The 19,334-nt window shown below is 36.0% G+C and carries 14 protein-coding genes; 2 read left to right on the top strand and 12 right to left on the bottom strand.

The features are described 5' to 3' along the window. Positions 1-176 precede the first annotated feature (176 nt). The 11 genes from IPN41_02165 to IPN41_02115 form a co-directional block, all read right to left on the bottom strand. The gene (locus tag IPN41_02165; protein ID QQS60756.1) at positions 177-1,436 is read right to left on the bottom strand and encodes an ABC transporter permease; all 1,260 of its coding nucleotides are present in this window, start codon (positions 1,434-1,436) and stop codon (positions 177-179) included. 91 nt (positions 1,437-1,527) lie between these two features. Then, entirely contained in the window at positions 1,528-2,484 is a 957-nt protein-coding gene (locus tag IPN41_02160; GenBank protein ID QQS60755.1) for an ABC transporter permease, read from the bottom strand. Continuing rightward, on the bottom strand, positions 2,408-2,785 hold the full coding sequence (locus tag IPN41_02155) for an ABC transporter permease (GenBank protein QQS60754.1): 378 nt from the start codon (positions 2,783-2,785) through the stop codon (positions 2,408-2,410). Before IPN41_02155 ends, IPN41_02160 begins: the two co-directional genes overlap by 77 nt. A gap of 9 nt (positions 2,786-2,794) precedes the next feature. Next, positions 2,795-4,573 (bottom strand): ABC transporter ATP-binding protein, encoded by a 1,779-nt coding sequence (locus IPN41_02150; protein QQS60753.1) that lies wholly within the window; start codon positions 4,571-4,573, stop codon positions 2,795-2,797. A gap of 24 nt (positions 4,574-4,597) precedes the next feature. Then, positions 4,598-5,314, bottom strand: coding sequence for an ABC transporter ATP-binding protein (locus tag IPN41_02145; protein QQS60752.1), 717 nt, complete (start codon positions 5,312-5,314; stop codon positions 4,598-4,600). Positions 5,315-5,350: 36 nt separating this feature from the next. After that, positions 5,351-7,135: an efflux RND transporter periplasmic adaptor subunit gene (locus IPN41_02140; protein ID QQS60751.1), complete on the bottom strand. Its 1,785-nt coding sequence runs from the start codon at positions 7,133-7,135 to the stop codon at positions 5,351-5,353. A 151-nt stretch (positions 7,136-7,286) separates the two neighbouring features. Further along, positions 7,287-8,015 carry a nucleotidyltransferase domain-containing protein gene (locus tag IPN41_02135; GenBank protein ID QQS60799.1) on the bottom strand — a complete coding sequence of 243 codons (729 nt, stop codon included), beginning with the start codon at positions 8,013-8,015 and terminating at the stop codon, positions 7,287-7,289. Between the two features lie 2 nt (positions 8,016-8,017). Further along, a complete protein-coding gene (gene murB / locus IPN41_02130) occupies positions 8,018-8,962 on the bottom strand; it encodes a UDP-N-acetylmuramate dehydrogenase (protein ID QQS60750.1) in 945 nt (314 codons plus the stop codon). Between the two features lie 4 nt (positions 8,963-8,966). Next, a complete protein-coding gene (gene murC / locus IPN41_02125; protein QQS60749.1) occupies positions 8,967-10,379 on the bottom strand; it encodes a UDP-N-acetylmuramate--L-alanine ligase in 1,413 nt (470 codons plus the stop codon). Between the two features lies 1 nt (position 10,380). After that, positions 10,381-11,439 carry an undecaprenyldiphospho-muramoylpentapeptide beta-N-acetylglucosaminyltransferase gene (murG, locus tag IPN41_02120; GenBank protein ID QQS60748.1) on the bottom strand — a complete coding sequence of 353 codons (1,059 nt, stop codon included), beginning with the start codon at positions 11,437-11,439 and terminating at the stop codon, positions 10,381-10,383. A gap of 3 nt (positions 11,440-11,442) precedes the next feature. After that, on the bottom strand, positions 11,443-12,621 hold the full coding sequence (locus IPN41_02115; protein QQS60747.1) for a WecB/TagA/CpsF family glycosyltransferase: 1,179 nt from the start codon (positions 12,619-12,621) through the stop codon (positions 11,443-11,445). 220 nt (positions 12,622-12,841) lie between these two features. Here IPN41_02115 and IPN41_02110 point away from each other — a divergent pair, with 220 nt between their 5' ends. After that, positions 12,842-15,469, top strand: coding sequence for an AAA family ATPase (locus IPN41_02110; protein ID QQS60746.1), 2,628 nt, complete (start codon positions 12,842-12,844; stop codon positions 15,467-15,469). Between the two features lie 678 nt (positions 15,470-16,147). On the opposite strand, the gene IPN41_02105 is transcribed toward IPN41_02110, so the two are convergent. Beyond that, positions 16,148-17,758 (bottom strand): T9SS type A sorting domain-containing protein, encoded by a 1,611-nt coding sequence (locus IPN41_02105; GenBank protein QQS60745.1) that lies wholly within the window; start codon positions 17,756-17,758, stop codon positions 16,148-16,150. 182 nt (positions 17,759-17,940) lie between these two features. Between IPN41_02105 and IPN41_02100 the strand changes: the two genes are divergently transcribed. Then, positions 17,941-19,329, top strand: coding sequence for a hypothetical protein (locus tag IPN41_02100; protein QQS60744.1), 1,389 nt, complete (start codon positions 17,941-17,943; stop codon positions 19,327-19,329). The last annotated feature ends 5 nt before the right edge of the window (positions 19,330-19,334 follow it).

Below are 19,334 nucleotides of genomic sequence, written 5' to 3'. Positions count from 1 at the left end.
ACGAGATCCCCGACCAAGTCGGGGATGACATATACATTATAGAATTAAGACTAGATCCCCGCCTTCGCGGGGATGACATATACATTATAGAATCAAGACCAGATCCCCGACCAAGTCGGGGATGACAGTATATAAGCAGGATTGACGTATAAAAAATAACAGGGATGACAGAAAACCTACTCCGTCCTTAACGCCTCAATCGGATCAAGCTTGGCGGCCGAACGAGCAGGTGTAACTCCAAAAATAATTCCAAAAACTAAACTAAAACTAATGGCAATAAGATAAGCCTGAACAGGAATAGCAAAACGCCAATCAAAACCTAAGCCATTAGCTATTAGTGATATGAGAAAAGAAATAATTGTTCCCAGGATACTGCCCACCACACCACCGGTTAAAGTAATTAAAATTGCTTCAACTAAGAACTGCTGCAATATATCTTTGTAGGAAGCACCAACTGCCTTACGCAAACCAATTTCCATGGTGCGTTCTGTAACCGACACATACATAATATTCATAATCCCAACTCCACCAACAACAAGAGAGATTGCGACAATGGCTAATAATAAAAAGGTTAAAGCGCTCGTAATTGTATCAAGGGTTTCAAGTGATTCAACCATTGTTGAAACTCGAAAATCATCCTTTACTGGATCTGTAATATCATGACGTTGTCGCATCGTGTAACGAATATCCTCAGCCGTTGCCTCGCTAGCACGCACATCCTCAAGTTGATGAACCATGTAGGAAGCATAATCAGTGCCCATTAACTTTTTTTGTAAGGTACGAAGTGGAACATAAACATAGTCATCAAAATTCATAAACATCACTGCTCCTCGTGGCGCCATGATGCCAATTACTGTAAATCGTTCATTACGTAATTTAATTGTTTTGCCGATCGCGTCACTTTCACCAAATAATTTTTCTTTCATCCCCTGCCCGATAACCGCGACAGTCGCTAAACTCTTATCATCAGCTTCAGTAAAAAATCTTCCAAATTTAACGGTTGATCCAGCATCAATTTCAATATAGTTAGCATTTACTCCCATTATAGAAGCACGTCGTAATTCATTGCCGAAACTTACTTGCTCTTGTGATAAAACAGCCGCATAGCCTTTATTAATATTTGGTAATTTCTCAACTGCTTCCATGTCTTCAACTGTTAAGGTTGTAACCTGGACCCCAGAGGCTTGAGCATTTCCCGATTCACTTTCACCGGCGGAGCCTGATTTTGTGCTTGGAACTTTTATTTCAGTGATAATTGTATCCGTCCCGAATGATTCAATTTGACCTAAGACTAAACCACGAATTCCTTCTCCAGCAGCAAAAACAATAATGACCGTCATGATACCAATCACTAAACCAAGCAACGTCAATGACGTGCGTGCTTTATTAGCGCGCATTAATTTTAGTGAATTTTTTATGGAAGAAATAATTGTCATAACGGGAAACTGTTATAAAGTTTATAAAGTTGTGATGTTATAAAGTTTAAATTTGAATTTTTTATAAACCTTATTACTTACTTTATTACTCTTATTCATATCGCAAAGCTTCAATCGGATCTAATTTACTCGCCTTAGCGGCTGGATATAAACCGAAAATTAAACCAACGGCCACTGATACAGACACAGCAAGCAATATAGCTGAAAGTGAAAAACTAAACGGCCAATCATAACCTAACTGACGTGCCACAAAAGCAATAACAAACGACAAAACCTCGCCAACAACAATTCCAATCAATCCACCAGAAAATGTAATAGCCACTGACTCCACTAAAAATTGTGCCATAATATCAAAACGTCTGGCGCCAACTGCTTGACGTAATCCAATTTCACGAGTTCGCTCAACCACCCGAATTAACATAATATTCATAATACCAATACCACCAACCAACAATGATAAAGCAGCCATCGCAGCAAGAAAGAAACGAAGACCATCAGTAATTGAAGTTAAAATATTCAAAGCATCACGAGCACTACGAACAGAAAAGTCATCACTGTCCCCTGACTTATCGGTAATATTATGTCGTTCTCGTAAAGTAGCTTCAATATCCGCAACTGTCTGATCAACATATTCTTCCGAATCAACTTTAGCACGTAATAATCCAAGATGACGAACACCGGCAACTTCTCGTTGCATAGTTGTGATTGGAAGAAAAACTTGGTCATCATAATTTTGAAAAGCGACAGTACCACGTTCTGCCATCACGCCAATCACCGTATACCCAGAATTTTTTAAACGTACAGTTTGACCAATGGCTTCACTTTGACCAAACAACTCTTCTTTAACAGTACTACCAAGCACTAAGACTCGTGCCACCCCAGCTTCTTCTTCAACCCCAAAAAATCTACCTTCTGCAACCTCTCCACCTTCAACGTTTAAATATTCTGCACTCGTTCCACTTAAGCTGGTATCATATTTTTGATCCTTCCACGTAAGTGTTCCAACACCACGAGTAAACGGTGCTACTGCTGAAATATGAGGAAGCATTACTTTTATCAGCCAAGGCTTTTGCATCATCCAAAGTTAAGGTGGTAATTGTAACACCCATCACTGAAGCAGGGGGCCCATTTTTTTCTGATTTACCAGGCAAGACTCCAACTAAATTTGCACCAAAGGTTGATACTTGAGACAAAATTAATGATTGAGCACCGGCACCAATAGCGATAATAATAATAACGGCAGCCACACCAATAATAATTCCAAGCATCGTTAAAAGACTACGACGACGTGCCGCATTTAGAGCTCGAAAAGCACTCTTAATTAATTGTGCAAAATAATTAAAGGTCATGTGTAATATTTATAGTTTCTGCTTTTCCCATAATTCATAAAATCTTCCATGATCTGCATACAACTTTTCAAAATTCCCAGATTCAATAATTTTACCATCTTCAATAACTAAAATTTTATCCATTTGTTTAATGGTTGTTAACCTATGTGCAATAACAATAGCGGTAACGGTTTCAAAAAACTTATTTAATGAATCGCGAATTTTTTCTTCTGATTCAAGGTCTAGATGAGAAGTAGCTTCATCAAGCAACAAAATTTGAGGTTCTTTAAAAATAGCTCGAGCGATTCCCAATCTTTGTCTTTCACCTCCAGATAACTTTACACCCTTTTCTCCGATCAATGTATTCAAACCATCAGGAAGCTTAGCCACTAAATCAGTAATATGCGCTGTTGATAGGGCTTTCTTTAGTAACTTTTCATTTTTTTCTTCTTCAACATTAGTAATAGTAATATTATCTTTCAAAGAAAAATTAAACACCTCTGTATCCTGGAGAACGACTGAAGCGACTTTAAAGTAATCATTACTTTTAATTTTTTTAATAGACGTGGAGTCAAAAAGAATATCTCCAGCAAACTCTTCTCGTTCTTTTAATAATAATTTAAAAAGGGTTGACTTCCCTGCTCCTGAAAGCCCAACAATACCTATTTTTTCACCCCGTCGCACTTCAAACGAAACATTGTCAAGGACTTTATTATCTCCATAAGAAAAGGATACATTCTGTACGGTGATTTTTTTCCAGTCTCGAGATAATAATTTTTTTCCTTTTTCATCATCAATAGTAATTGGTTGATCTAAAATTGCTTTCATTCTAGAGACACTTAATTTTGCAGCAACAAAATCTACACTCACAAAAGCTAACTCATCAATTGAATGGCTTAAGTTTCCATAGTACATATTGAACAAAATTAAGAAACCAATTGCATACTGGCCATCCAAGATACCCTTTATTATCAAAATCATTATCGCTATTTTAAAAGCTCCTCCCCAAAAAGATAAAAAAGCGTTACGTGATTGGTATAAAAAAATTCTTTCTTTAAGCTTACGGAATAGAATATCAGTTCGGGAGGTAAGCATTTTATATAATGTACCAATCATTGACATTACTTTTACGGTTCTAATATTATTAACTGCTTCAAATAATAGTCCATGCACATTTTCCTCTTCAATGTTCACTTTATATGAAGCTTGGCTGGCTTTTCTTGTCATTATCCCTGAGATAATAAAATATGAAACCAAAAAGACTATAATCATTAACAATACTGTTTTATCAAACTGTGCAATTATAATATTAATTGCAATTAAATTTACAGAAATTTCAATAATATTGTTAAACCACATTCTAACTATCTTATTTAGTCCGTCTCCAGCATTTTGAATTCTTTTAATTTTATTACCTGAATTCTCACGCTCATGCCAAGACATATCCAGTCGAAACATGTGTTTAACAGTATTCAAAGTTGAGTCAATGGCTATTCTTTCTCCAACCGCATAGCCAAAATGTTTAGATAGAAAAAGACCTACTGTTCTAATAACGATTGCAACAAAGAATAAAGCAACTACTAACCACAATTTGTTAAGTGGGTCGCCAGCTTTATACTCTGTTAAAAAAGTAATAATAAAAGCAAGGGCATAGGCCGGGTACAACCAAGCTAAATCTCCCAAGAGCCTAAGTAATGATGCAAAAAAGAATCGCCATTTATATGGCTTGAGTAATTTCAATATATCTTTAACAAGTTGAAACGAAGAATAGGTTACAATTTGTTTATTGTGGTTAGAAAAAAATTGCATGAAATAATAAATCAATATTCAACGTTATTTCAAAATCTCACCTTCTTTAGCAAAACGACGGTTATGGACTGGTTCATCTTTAACAATTTCTCCATCTCGGACACTAATAATGCGCTTGGCATGTTCTGAGGTATAGGTTTCATGAGTCACTAAAATAATTGTATTTCCAGCTTCATTTAAATCTTGTAAAATTTTCATAACCTGAGTTCCTGACTTTGAATCAAGGTTACCAGTTGGCTCATCAGCAAAAATAACTGAAGGCTTATTAATTAAAGCTCGAGCAATCGCAACTCGCTGTTTTTCTCCACCAGAAATTTGGTTGGTGAAGTAGTTAAGACGATGACCTAAACCCACCATTTCCAATACTTCAGTTGCTCGTTTGGTAACATTAATACTTTTATCCTTAGCATAAAGCAAAGGTAATTTAACATTTTCCAAAACCGAGGTTCGGGGTAATAAATTAAATGATTGAAAGACAAAGCCAATTTTTTCATTTCTAAAACGAGCCAAATCATCATCTGATAGTGACGTTACATCCTGACCCTCAAATTCAAAAACACCTGAAGTCGCTCGATCAAGAAATCCCAAAATATGCATCAAGGTTGATTTTCCAGAACCAGAAGGACCCATGATTGAAACAAACTCGCCTTTAGCAATAGTAAAGGAAAGGCCGTGAAGCACTTTGGTCACGACCTCACCGGTAGTATATTCTTTTTTGAGATCCTTAATATTCATTAACATAGAATCATTTATCTCAAGGTTATTTTCTTTGACAAGTTATTTCTTACTTGGATCTTTAACAAAGGTCACAACATTATCACCTACCTTAACACCACTTGTAACTTCTACCATTCCATCATCACCACTTAATCCAATGGTAACAGCAACTTCGCGTGGTGTTTCATTTTCCAGAATTCTTACAAATTTTTGATTATCTTTTTCAACAATAGCTCGTGATGGCATCATTAAAACATTATCTAATTCAGCTGTAGTAATAACTGCACTTGCTGTCATGCCAGGTTTGACAGGTTGTGTGCCTGGGTCAAAACTAATCTTTACTTTATAATACGTCACACCTTGAATAATAGTGGCTGCCGGTTCAATAAAATAGACGGTTCCAGAAAAGGTGTTAGCTTCACCAAATGAATCAAGCGTAATTAAAGCTTGGTTATTTTGTTTAACTTTATTAATATCAGTTTCAGCTATATCAATTTCCAGCTGAAAATTATTTTCCGTGAGAACTGATAAAAATGATTTTTGTGGACTAACCTGTTCACCAACCTGGTAATTAACTTTTGTAACAATTCCCTTAATTGGTGATTTTAGGATTGTGTCGTTTAATTGATTTCTCGCTAAATCAACACTTGATTGAGCTTGAGCAATCTGAGCTGTTATCACCGAAAGGCTAGCCTCCGCACTATCAACTCGCGCTTGAGCTGAAGCTAATTGTTGATCACGATTTGTTCGAGCAGTGGCTACAGAATTTCGTGCGGTTCGCAAAGCATTATCATAACTGGCACGGGCCTGACTAATACTCTGTTCAGCCGACAACACACTTGTTTCGTATTGTAATTTTGCATCCTCAAGAGCTTGCTTAGCTGCTTGCAAAGATGAGATAGAAGCAGAAGTTATAGAAATTTGGCTATCAATACTGGTTTTATACGCATCAAGTTCAGCTTGAGTAAAGGCAGATGAAGAAATACTACTCGTTAGAGCATTATACATATGTGACAAGGCTTCAAAAACTTTACTTAAAGCTGTCTGTGTAGAAGTGTATGAACTGTCTAGAAAATTCTTGTTAGTTTTATAAGCTGCAAGAACACTCGCTGCTTGAGATAGCAAGCCATCTGCATTGGCATGGCTTGAAGTTGCTAAAGTAAGATATGAAGAATTCTGAATACTAAGAGTTGGTCGAGCATCAGAATCATTCAAGATTCGATCAATAGCATCTAATGACGTGGTTCCTGCAGCAAGTTTATTTTCTATATTTAATCCAAGAGCATCAGCTTTATTATTAATTCCACGTTGAAGAGTTGCTTTAGTTGAGACAAGTCCTGACTCTGCCGTTGTTACAGCTTGTTCATAAGTTGTTATCGTTCCACTTGACGTATCTTCAAGATCACGCTGACTTTTTTCAGCTTGATTAAGGGCTTCTTGTAAACTAGCTTTTTGTCTATCATAATCACGACGAGCAGAATCAAGATTTGATTGTGATTGAGCGACATTTGCCAAAGTTACATTCAGACTTGCCAAAGCTTCTCTTTCTCTAATAGCTAAATTTGATGAATCTATTTGACCCAAGGCCTGGTCAGGCATAACTTGATCACCAACCTTAACGTTTATCTGTGATAATTGCCCGGAGTTTAAAAAGTTTAATTCAATTTCTTTAGCCGGAGTGATTGTTCCTGTTTCATTAACAGTCTGCACGAGTTTACCTTTTGTAACTGCTACTGTCGTATATTCAATTTTAGACTTATTTTTAGATGATACAAAAATACCACCACCAATCAATATAACTAATAGTGCAATTACAATCAACCAATTTCTTCTTTTTTTCGTCATAAGAAATATATATTAAAATTTAATAACTTACGTTTAAAATTGCCTTCCGAAATGCAAAATAAATGGCACGCAGAGCCATCTGTATAAAAAAATTATAGCATTTTTTGTCTATAAATGCAAGGCACACCTAATGAGTAAAATTTCAATAAAACTAGGGCTTTTCTCGCATAATTGGCAACTCACCATTAAGAGAAAGCTTATGTTTTTTTCCAATATATTGACCAAGTTTTATAAGTAAATGAGCCTTTTTCTGCCAATTATTCTGTTTATTAATAGCTTCTATATACTGATACATTTTCTTATGGTTAACCTTTAAATCGTATAAACACTTTTTTGGCCTTGGAATCCATGCATTATTCAAACGATAATAATATCGGATAAAATCGTTATAGGCTTGATTGAATACTGTATGAGCGGGATTATTTTTTGATATACAATCTTCAATATTCTGTAGATAGGTGCTGATATCAAAGTTAATCCAATTCAATTCTGATTGTGTAAGTTTATTAGGACCCTTGTTCCAATTTTTTTTCGCTATTTGGGTTAAATTAAACAGCGTCTTTCGAGGCGAGTCTAAAACTATGAAACCAGTCGCGAGCATAGACGTTATTAGTCCCCTGCCTTCAATTAGATCTTTTGCAAAATCATTTTTCATTGTCTTGCTATCAACACAAAATATTTCTATCCAGGTATTTTTATATTTCCAGGCTTTTCGCCATGACTTGGACCCATCTTTTAAAATTATATAAAAGTCCCAATCAGAATTTTTATTTTCCTTTCCTTGCGCTCGAGATCCCATAAGTAAAATTGCTTGGCAATTCTTAATTTTTTTTAACTGATCTATAATGTCTGAAGGAATAAATGGTTTCATATAATCTATAATTAAAATCCTAAATATTGAATTTCATTTTCTAATTCTATATTATAATTCTTTTTAATTTGTGCTCTGACATATTCCATAATTTCAGCCACATCTTTGGCTTGTGCCTGATTATTATTTACAACAAAATTAGCATGAATCTCACTGATCTTGGCACCACCAACACTATACCCCATTAATCCCAATTTCTGAATCAAATATCCAACACCAATTTTTCCTCCTTTAATCCTTCCTTCCTGACTTGCCATTTCTATAACTGCGGGACTACTTTTCTCAATCTCACTTACTAATAAATTTTTAAAAACACAACCTGCACTAGGCTCTTTGGGTTGAGATTGAAGACGATAATTTTTATATTCTTGAATCTGCTGTTTCATAATTTCTGGATCCCCTGCTGATAATTGAAGTGTCACTTCCCAAACAACCCAATCAGATTTTTCTTTAAAAATACTGTGACGATAGGCAAAATGGCAGTCCGTTGGTTTTACTTTAAAAAATTCTAATTTCTGTATATCAAACGCAACAACATCAGAGACCACGGTATCAAATGATCCACCATGAGCCCCGGCATTACCACGAATTGCGCCACCCATTGACCCAGGAATTCCAATTGACCATTCAATTCCAGATAATTTTTTTTCCCAAGCAGTTTCTGCAACTGTCCAGACATTAGAACTAGCACCGACTATCATAGTTGTGTCACTCGTTATAATCGTATTATTATCTAGTTTTATAACCAAACCTTTAATCCCCTGGTCATGAATTAAAATATTACTACCACCGCCTAAAATAGTTATTGGCTGTGAGTGTTCTTTGGCCCAAGCAATCGCTCCTTTAAGCTCTTCCTGTGAAGAAACAGCCATAAAAAATTCGGCTGGCCCTCCAATCTTATATGTACTCAAAGGAGCTAAAGGATAGTCTTTTTGTATTAATTCTTCAATTATCATAAAGTTATTGAGATTCTTTAAGTAAGTTTTCACCAACTCTAAACACATCTCCTGCCCCCATTAAAACAATAACATCACCTTCAGAAATAGTTTCTCGTAAATATGCTTCTACTTCAGATAGTGAATTAATGTTATGTACATTATCAAGACCGTTCTTTTTAATTTCCTCCGCAACTTCTTGACTGTTTATTCCTCCCTGAACTTCTCGAGCTGAACCATAAATTCCCAAAACCACAACTTCATTGGCACCTGAAAAACTTTTTCCAAAGTCAGTTAAAAAGGCTTTTGTTCGAGTAAAAGTATGAGGATGAAAAATTACTCTAATTTTTTTACCAGCATACCGTTGTTGAAGTGCTTGCAGGGTGGCCTGTATTTCCGTTGGATGATGTGCATAGTCATCAATAATAGTAGCTCCCTTATATTCACCTAATAATTCTAAACGACGAGCAGTACCCGAAAACTCAGAAAGATAACGACGAACCAAAAGAAGGTCTGCTCCTAGCTCAAGAGATGCGACTATTATTGCTAGAGCATTATAAATATTATGTTGTCCAACTAATGATATTGAAAAAATACCCAACTCATTTGTTTCATCTTCTTCTACCTCCTCAGATTTTTTTAAAGAAACATTAAAATATTGTTTACCATTTTGGTAGTGTATAGAAGTAGCTTTGTAGTCAGCATCATCATTCAAACCATAGGTAATAACTTTACAGTTTAAGTTTTGTGAAATTATTTTTTTTACAATTTCATCATCACTATTTGCAATCAGACAGCCAGATTTAGGTAGCTTTTGTATAAAATCAGTAAACACTTGTTCGTAACTTTCTTTAGATGGAAAAAAATCTGGGTGATCATAGTCAATATTATTTAACAAAATCATTTTTGGATTAAAATATTGTAATTTATTTTGATATTCATCAGCCTCCACAACAAGTATATTAGAATTCCCTGTTAATCCCGCACCATTAAATTGAGGAACACGTGCTCCAACCATAACATTAGGTTGTAGTCCCGCTTTGGCTAAGACAAACCCAAGCCAAGCGGTAGTAGTTGTTTTCCCATGAGAACCACAAACAGCCACACCAAAATGAGTATTAAAGATGTCTCCTAAGGCTTGAGCAAAAGTTACTATCTTATAATTTTTTTCTATAGCCTCTTTAACTTCGACATTGGTCTGCTCATTATAGGCAGTTGAATAAATAACAAGATCAGGTTTTGATTGTAGATGCTCACCTGAGAATCCAGAATACACTGTGATACCGGCTTTAGCTAAGACAGCATCAGTCATAAACACTTCACCCGTATCACTACCAGAAATACTATATTTTTGCTGAGCTAAAAATTCTGCGAGCATGGTCATACCAACTCCCTTGATCCCAATCATGTAAATTGTTTTTATTTTAGAAAAATCCATACTAACGTCTAATTAAATCATGGACAATAGTAAAAATTTGTTTTTCGGCTTCGGGTTTTATTAATCTATTAATTGATAGAGATAATTTCTCCAAAAGCGCAGCATCTTCTGTCATAGAAATGATTGTTTGAATAAATTTTTCAACACTACAATCAGTTTGGGATAAAACAATAGCTGCCTCATTTTTTTGAAAATATGCTGCATTATCAACCTGATGTGAGTGAGGTAGTGGCATAATAATTGTTGGCTTAGACAAAAATGATAATTCGGTTAAAGTACCTAACCCAGCTCGGGTAATAACTAATGTTGATTGTCTCATTGTTTCTGCTATCTTCTCGGCTGGTAAAAAAGAATGGGGTTCATAGTTATATATACTTGAAAAATCTTTTTCGGAAATCTTGTTACCAGTTATATGAATAACATAAAATTGTTTTGTTAGTGTCGGTAAACTAGCTAAAACCAATTCATTAAGAGCCTCTGATCCTGTTCCTCCACCAAGAATTAATAGCCATGGCAAAGCTGTTTGTTTTCTTAATCCACTCTCCAAAGCTTTAATAAATTCTGGGCGAACAGGGTTTCCGACCCAGACTGCTTTTTGTTTATAATCTTGTAAGCTTTTTTCAAAAGTTACTGTGATAACTGATGCACAAACTGACATTAATCGATTAGCCAATCCTGGTCTAATATCTTGTTGATGAATTGTAATTGGAATTCGTAAACACCAGGCTGCCCAAACAACGGGAACAGAGACAAAGCCACCAGCACTCATTACTACATCAGCACGTAATTTTAATAATAAAAATAAAGATTGAAAAAAACCAATTATTATAAGAATTGGATCTGTAAAGTTTTTTATGGAAAAATAACGACGAAACTTTCCAGAAGCTATCGCATAAAAAGGTAATTTTGCATCACTGACAATTTTTTTTTCAACTCCCGTACGAGTACCAATCCATATCACTTCCCAACCTTCCGTCTGAAAATAAGGTACAAGTGCTAATAAAGGCGTTACCGATCCACCCGTTCCGCCTCCGGTTAAAATAATTTTTTTTGACTTCATATTCTAGGAATTATTTCCATTAAACTCATAATATTTTTTTAAAAAGAGTTCATACTGTTTTTTGTGCACACGACTGCTCTGTCGCAATAACTCACTTACCTTTACCCAGCGATAAGCTTTATGCTCATATGGATTAGTACGAACAGCTCTGGTTGGCCCATTATAGGAAATAATACATAATGTTTGTCGTTGGCCTTTGTAACCACTATGGGTATAGGGTTTGCTCCATGAATACTTATAAATATCTTTGTATATGGCCTTAACTGAAATATCAGTTAAGCTTGTCTCTTCAGCAACCTCACGAGAAACAGCTGTTTCAATACTCTCTCCTCGTTCAGTGCCACCTTGTGGTAGTCCCCAATAATCCCCTTTTCCACGCGCATTAAGAATTAAAACTTCCCCAAATTGGTTAACAATAAATGCTACCACGTTTGGACGAAAACGAAAACGGCGTAATTCCCAGCGAATTACTAATAACGGAAAGGCAACTACAGCCCTCCAAATTCGGCGCCAACGAGTACTTGGTTTTAATATCAAGCGCCAAAGCCATTCAAAGCCCAAGACTTGAAACAAGCGAGGCGCTCGTGGCATTTTTTTTGTAATATAATCAAAGCTACCACCAACACCCATAGCTAACCGAACCGTTCGAAGCTCTCGCATTCGACGAGCTATAAAAATATCTTGCTCCGGTGCTCCTAAACCGACAAACAATATATCGGGACGAAAATTTTTAATTAACCCTGTATTATAATTAATGTGATCCTTTTCCAAAGAATCAACTATAAATAATAGTCTTGGATATTTTTTGTGAAGTGCCTCTTTAATATCATCATTACTGGAAAGTCCCTGGCTCCAATTTAAAATAGCAATACGTAAATTTTTTGTTTCTGCATACCCAAGTAAACCAGTAACAATACTAGCACCTGTAAAACGATGTAAATTAACACCTTTGAGCCATCCGGCAAATTTTAATCCAATACCATCAGGAACAGCTAAAGAAGCGCTACGTAAAACAGATAAAAATTCACTATTACGCTGAGCTTCTAATAAGAACTCTGGGTTTGGTGTTATAATTTGTTGCCCATGTCGATATGACAATATATCAAGTAACCGTTGCTTTAGCTGGGTTCTTGAAATAATATCTACTGGCACACCTAAAATTGAAAGTCGGTTTCTGACCATATGAAAGATAAGACAAACATACGTGTTTGCCTATATACTATTAGTATATGCTAGGTATAATCACTTCGCAACGCTTGACACTATATATATACTATATTATAGTTCAATTAGCAGTCTCAGTCAATGAGTGCTAATAGGTGGTCAATAATTATAATATTTTTGGCCAATAACTACTAAATTACTTTATAACATTTAACATCCAACTTTTAACTAATCTTATATGTTAGATAAATTTACAAACAAAGCTCAAGAAGCAATTATCAATGCTCAAGTTGTTGCCCAAGAATATGGACAACAATATATAAACGCCCTTCATATGCTACTGGCTCTCCTAGAGCAAAATGAAGGCTTAGTTCGCCCAATCCTCGATACCCTTAAAATTAATTCCGAACGACTTAGAGAAAAAGTTGAAACTGAACTTGAAAAAATCCCTAAAGTTGAAGTACATGCCACAGTTGGCATGGTCCAAGGAACAACGGAGATGGCCATGATTGTTGAAACAGCCTCACGAGAAGCAAATAAAATGGAAGATGAATATGTTTCCACTGAACATTTATTTTTAGCAGTCCTTGAAATCAAATCAGATGCTCAGCGACTTCTCCACACTGCTGGACTAACTCAAGATAAATTAGTTTCTTCAATAAAAGAACTCCGTGGTGGAAAAAAAATTGATAGCCCGGAGCCTGAAACTCGTTTTCGAGTTTTAGAAAAATACACAAATAATTTAACCGACTTGGTCAGACAAAATAAAATTGACCCTGTGATTGGACGTGATGATGAAATTAAGCGAGTTATGCAAATTTTATCTCGTCGTCTAAAAAACAACCCTGTTTTAATTGGCGAAGCTGGTACTGGAAAAACAGCAATTATTGAAGGCCTTGCCCAGCGCATTGTTGCCGGAGATGTTCCGGAAAGTTTAAAGAATAAAGAATTAATTACTCTTGATCTTGGATCATTAATTGCTGGTGCAAAATTTCGAGGTGAATTTGAAGATAGACTCAAAGCCTTGATCAGAGAAATTGAATCTAACGAAGGACGAATAATTTTATTTATTGATGAACTTCATACCATTGTTGGCATGGGCGCAGCTGATGGCTCGGCTGATGCTGCCAATATGTTAAAACCAGCACTGGCCCGAGGTTCAATGAGAGCTATTGGCGCTACAACAATTAAGGAATACCAAAAGTATATTGAAAAAGACACTGCCTTAGAACGTCGCTTTCAACCAGTATATGTCAGTGAACCAACCGAAGATGATGCAATCAGTATTCTTAGAGGGATTAAAGATAAATATGAATTACATCATGGTGTTCGTATAACAGACGAGGCTGTTGTAGCGGCTGTAAAATTATCTTCACGTTATATCAGCGATCGATTTCTACCTGACAAAGCTATTGATTTAATGGATGAAGCAACCTCTTCTTTGCGCATGGAAATTGATTCTTCTCCAGAAGAGTTAGATATGTTAAAAAAAGAAATTCGTAGACTAGAAATCACAAAGGCAGGTGGCGCTAAAAACAGAAAAGCGGAAACTAAATTAAAAGATATTAATAAAGAATTGTCAGATTTACAAGAAAAAGCCCGTCAAATAGAAACTCGCTGGCATAATGAGAAAAATATTATTGGAAATATTAGAACCTATAAAAAACAAATTGATGATTTAAAAGCCGAAGCTGATACAATTCAACGTCGGGGGGATGACTTAACAAAAGTTGCTCAAATTCGCTATTCAGAAATACCTGAGTTAGAAAAGAAGATTAAAAAAGAAGAAGCTGAATTACTTCGTCTTGAAACTTCTGGTCAAAAAATTCTAAAAGAAGAGATTGATGCCGAAGATATTGCTCGGGTTGTCGCCCGCTGGACTGGAATCCAAATTTCTAAGATGCTTGAATCAGAAGTTAAAAAATTATCACGAGCCGAAGCAGAACTATCAAATCGGGTTGTTGGTCAAGATGATGCTATCGCAAGCGTTGCTAATGCAATTAGACGTTCACGCGTTGGTATTAGTGAAGAAAAAAAACCAATGGGATCCTTCTTATTTGTTGGTCCAACTGGTGTTGGAAAAACCGAACTAGCTAAAAGTTTAGCTGAGTTTATGTTTAATGACGAAAACTCACTTATTCGTTTGGATATGAGTGAATATATGGAAAAACACAGTATTTCTAAAATGATTGGCTCCCCTCCTGGCTATGTTGGCTATGAAGAAGGTGGTCAATTAACTGACCGTGTACGTCGAAAACCATATAGTGTTATTCTCTTTGATGAAATTGAAAAAGCCCACCCAGAAGTATTTAATATACTGTTACAAATTCTTGATGATGGTCGACTAACAGATGCCAAAGGACGAACAGTTAATTTCAAAAATACCATCGTCATAATGACTTCAAACTTAGGTAACGAAGTTATTCGTGAATATTCAATTGGATTTTCCGATAGCTCAGATGAAACCAGTGCCAACAAAATTCAACAAGAAGAAATGAAAGAAAAAATAGATAAAATTTTGCGTCAGCATTTTAAACTTGAATTTTTAAATCGTATTGATGAAATTGTTATCTTTAAGAGCTTGAGCAAAGAAGACTTAGTTAAAATTATTGATCTTGAATTGGCAAAAGTTGAAGAGCGCTTGCGTAATAAAGATATTAGACTCAAGATTGGTAAAGAGGTTAAACATCTTTTGGCAGAGAAAAGTTTTGATAAAACGTTTGGTGCCCGTCCTTTGAAACGAGTCATTCAAACAATTATTCTTAATGAGTTAGCTTCTGAGATTGTGGCTGGAAAAATTAAGACTGGTGACAAGGTTTCTATTACGCTTGATTTAAAGAATGAAATATTGATGAAGGTGAAGTAATATTCTTTCATAAAAAAAATCGCCCTTGATTGGGCGGTTTTTTTTATTGGTTATATCATCCCCGACCTTCCTCTGTCATCCCTGTTATTTTTCTACGTCATCCCGGTCCCGGGTCAAGCCCGGGATAAACTTCGGCAGGGATCTAGCCCTGATTACTCAATAAAGTTTATTCCTACCCTCATCAATATTATTCCTCTCTAATATAACTATGCCACCTTTTAAAAAAAGGTGGCACCAAAATAACAAGCCTAGAGAAAATGTACTACAGGTATCGTTCATTCAAGAAGCCTCGCTTAAACTCCTCGTCCTCACTATAATGAGGACTCGTCAAACAGTAAGCTCGGCCACATTCTTGAATTCACTCACCTGTTACGTACATTTTCTAAGGCTTGTTACATACAATACAAGTACCCTCTGAAATCCTCGACTCTCCACTGTCATCCCCGACTTGGTCGGGGATCTCGTGAATGATATAAGATAATAATTTTAGCCAGATCCCCGCATACACCTGCCTGCCGGCAGGCAAGCGGGGATGACAGAGAAGATTCAGGGATAACATACAAAAATAATTAAAATGACAGACTAAATTAGAAATCACAAAAATAAAATAAAAAACCCGCCTCACGATGAATTGCGAGGGGGTTTGAGCAAAGCTAGAATCTAAAAGAACTTATGGTCTTATTTGATAAGCACCATTTTTTTTGTATCAGTGAATCCCTGCGAATTGAGTGTGTAGTAATACACTCCACTCGGAAGATTACTTGCATTCAATACTGCTGAATGATGGCCGGCTAGCTTGTATTCATTAACAGCCGTCATCACTTCTTTACCTGATAGGTCAAAGATTTTTATCTTGACTATTCCGGGGCTTGGAATTGAGTAGCTAATGGTAGTTGAGGGATTGAAAGGATTCGGATAGTTTTGAGAGAGAATAAACTTATCCGGAACTCCGATGATTACTTCATTGCTGAGATCGAAGTATTCGTAGTTACCATTGTAGTCAATTTGTTTGAGTCTGTATGAATATTTCCCGGTAGCAAGATTCTTATCAGTGTATGAATACTCAACCGATAAATTGATGGTACCCTTCCCTGTTACATTTCCTATCTTTAACCATTGTCCGGGAGCTGATGATCTCTCAATGTTAAAGCCTGAATTATTGATCTCCGAAGACGTTGTCCAGTTTAGTTGAACATTATTTCCATTCACCATTGAGGTGAAAGAAGAGAGTTCAACGGGCAGCGGAATGTCAATTTTTCCTACTATTAATCCATTATCCCCAACCATTACAATATGGTGGTTGGATATCTGGACCATACTCCTCAAAGGAGCAAGCCCCTGATACTCAATGGAACTATATCCCGAGTCCGGACTAAACCTTATTATATTTTGGCTATTTCCTATACCAATGAAATTTTGAATTTTACCAATTTGTGTTAAGTAGCACTTAACACCTTCCGTGTATGCGTAACCGCACATCCCACGATGGTAATACTCTTTTGAAAAATCGGAAAGAATGATTATGCTATCTAATCCGTTTAACCTCACTACTCTTTGAGATTCACCACAAGGTGTTCTCAAATTTAGCACCAAGTACTGATCACTTCCTTGCTTTGGCGCAGAAACGATCTCATAGTCTTGCCAAGAGTTTTCGAGAGAGTATCTAACACTTGTTTCTACATTCATAAGAAACCCTCTTCCATTCGTAAATGGATTGCTCATGTCCCTGCCGGCTATTATTATTTCTCCATTCCAATCAAACATTGATGTTGCTGTTTGATTAGGGATAACAGTCTCAGTATATGAACCATCTACATTGTTCATAATGTATAGATGAACAGTAGATTGCTCAAAGCCATGAAATTGGCTATTTACGTTCCCGTAAATATAAAGCTTGGCTGAGGTTGTGAAGATACCAACCAAATTCAGACTATCGCTCATCTGTATCTCTGAGAGTACAGACCAGTTTTCGCCATTAGTTGATTTCAAAACCACTCCTTTGCTTGATAAAGCGAATATCGGGAGAGTATTTTGAAAAGAACCCAAGCCAATAAGATTTTGATTTGTTGGCGACGGCAATGACCTCCAGTTAAATCCAAGAGGATGATCACTCTTCATTATTGTGCCCGAGTCACCTACAGTATATAAAGAGGGCACAATTGCGTTGATAAAATTTATTGATTTCAAGTTTTTACTAACTGGGCTTGGAATAGTCCCCCAACTAGCATGAATTTCTTTACTAACTATCAGAATCAAAAACCAAACTATAAAAAATACTACTTTCTTCATTACTTTATTGCTCCTTTCTCCCTTATTTAAAGGGTTTTTAATTAAACAAATTGTTAAAGAAATAACCCAAAATGCTACCACAATTTCTTGCCATTGTCAACCCAAAGAAATGATAAAATATTAGTTTGTTCAACGCGTAAAATTATAGTATAATTAAGCTTTTAAGATACAAAATAATTACCATGAAAATAAAACAAATAATAACTGCAAGTATTAGCGTAATTATCGGCCTAGTGATTGCTTTCCCTAGTCTTGCCCAAGATAGCAATTTTAATCCTGCCTATATTATTAGTGATCAAGAGATTCTTGACTCAAGTGGAATGACGTTAGCGGATATACAGGCTTTACTTCAAGCAAAGAATAGTTTTCTGGCTACCTACCAGGTTGTTGATGCCACAGGTAATAGCATGTCAGCTGCGCAAGCTATTTATGAAAGAGCAATAAATAATCGCGTAAATCCAAAGTTTATTATTGTTTTATTACAGAAAGAACAGGGCTTAATTGAAGATGCTTCACCAAGCCAAGGACGATTAGATTGGGCTACAGGCTATGGTTGTCCAGATGGTGGTGGGTGTAATGATCGCTGGCGTGGTTTTTGGAAACAAATTAATAGTGCTTCTTTGCAATTCCGTGATTACATGGACAACCCCCATTTATATAGATTTAAAGCTGGTCAAACCTATACGTTTACTAACCCATACTCAACAACTTTTAAAGGCGACATTACCGTTACTTTAATGAATCAAGCCACAGCTGCTCTCTATAATTACACTCCTCATGTTTATAATGGAAATTATAATTTTTGGAAAATTTGGCAACGATACTTTACCAGAAACTATCTGAATGGTTCCCTCCTTCAAGTAGGCGGAGAAACAGGAGTTTGGCTAATTGAAAACGGAATGAAAAGAGCCTTTTTAACCCGCGGAGCTCTAACTTCACGTTACGACATCTCTCGTGTCCAAATTGTTTCAAAAGCTGATCTTGATAAATATCCAGTTGGTCAACCAATTCGTTTTTCACAATACTCAATTGTTCGCATTCCAACCGGGCAAATCTATTTATTAGTTGATAATACTAAGCGACGTTTTTCTAATATGGAAGCATTTAGAAAACTTGGCTTTAACCCTGAAGAAATCATTACTGCTGGTCAAACAGACGTTGATGGTTATCAGGAGGGTGAAGTAATTTCTGTAACCTCTGCCTACCCCACCGGTGCTCTACTTCAAGACAAAAAAACAGGTGGTGTTTATTGGCTTAATGCCGGAGTTAAAGCACCAATCTGGGACAGTATGTTTTTAAAAACAAGATTTAAAAATAAAAAAATTACTCCTGTTATTCAAAGTGAGTTAGAGAAATATCCAACTGTTGATCCAATCCGATTTAACGATGGAGATTTAGTTAAATCAACAACCTCACCAGCAGTCTATGTTATTGAAAATGGAATTAAGCGACCTTTTGATTCAGGTGAAACTTTTATAAAACTTGGCTATAAATGGCAAAACGTAATGACTTTTTCTCAAAAAATGTTAGATCTACATAATAATGGTCCAATAGTATCAGTAAGTCTATAAATTTC

It is taken from the genome of Candidatus Falkowbacteria bacterium (assembly GCA_016699775.1).
Classification (GTDB): Bacteria; Patescibacteriota; Patescibacteriia; order Patescibacteriales; family Patescibacteriaceae; genus Patescibacterium; species Patescibacterium danicum.
Note: the sequence above shows the minus strand (reverse complement) of the source record. Positions and strands in the feature narration are given on the sequence as shown.

What these genes read in the sequence shown, in the direction of transcription:
- IPN41_02165 (QQS60756.1), bottom strand. Translation starts at nt 1,436, where the DNA reads ATGACAATTATTTCTTCCATAAAAAATTCACTAAAATTAATGCGCGCT.
- IPN41_02160 (QQS60755.1), bottom strand. Translation starts at nt 2,484, where the DNA reads ATGCTTCCTCATATTTCAGCAGTAGCACCGTTTACTCGTGGTGTTGGA.
- IPN41_02155 (QQS60754.1), bottom strand. Translation starts at nt 2,785, where the DNA reads ATGACCTTTAATTATTTTGCACAATTAATTAAGAGTGCTTTTCGAGCT.
- IPN41_02150 (QQS60753.1), bottom strand. Translation starts at nt 4,573, where the DNA reads ATGCAATTTTTTTCTAACCACAATAAACAAATTGTAACCTATTCTTCG.
- IPN41_02145 (QQS60752.1), bottom strand. Translation starts at nt 5,314, where the DNA reads ATGTTAATGAATATTAAGGATCTCAAAAAAGAATATACTACCGGTGAG.
- IPN41_02140 (QQS60751.1), bottom strand. Translation starts at nt 7,135, where the DNA reads ATGACGAAAAAAAGAAGAAATTGGTTGATTGTAATTGCACTATTAGTT.
- murB (QQS60750.1), bottom strand. Translation starts at nt 8,962, where the DNA reads ATGATAATTGAAGAATTAATACAAAAAGACTATCCTTTAGCTCCTTTG.
- murC (QQS60749.1), bottom strand. Translation starts at nt 10,379, where the DNA reads ATGGATTTTTCTAAAATAAAAACAATTTACATGATTGGGATCAAGGGA.
- murG (QQS60748.1), bottom strand. Translation starts at nt 11,439, where the DNA reads ATGAAGTCAAAAAAAATTATTTTAACCGGAGGCGGAACGGGTGGATCG.
- IPN41_02115 (QQS60747.1), bottom strand. Translation starts at nt 12,621, where the DNA reads ATGGTCAGAAACCGACTTTCAATTTTAGGTGTGCCAGTAGATATTATT.
- IPN41_02110 (QQS60746.1), top strand. Translation starts at nt 12,842, where the DNA reads ATGTTAGATAAATTTACAAACAAAGCTCAAGAAGCAATTATCAATGCT.
- IPN41_02105 (QQS60745.1), bottom strand. Translation starts at nt 17,758, where the DNA reads ATGAAGAAAGTAGTATTTTTTATAGTTTGGTTTTTGATTCTGATAGTT.
- IPN41_02100 (QQS60744.1), top strand. Translation starts at nt 17,941, where the DNA reads ATGAAAATAAAACAAATAATAACTGCAAGTATTAGCGTAATTATCGGC.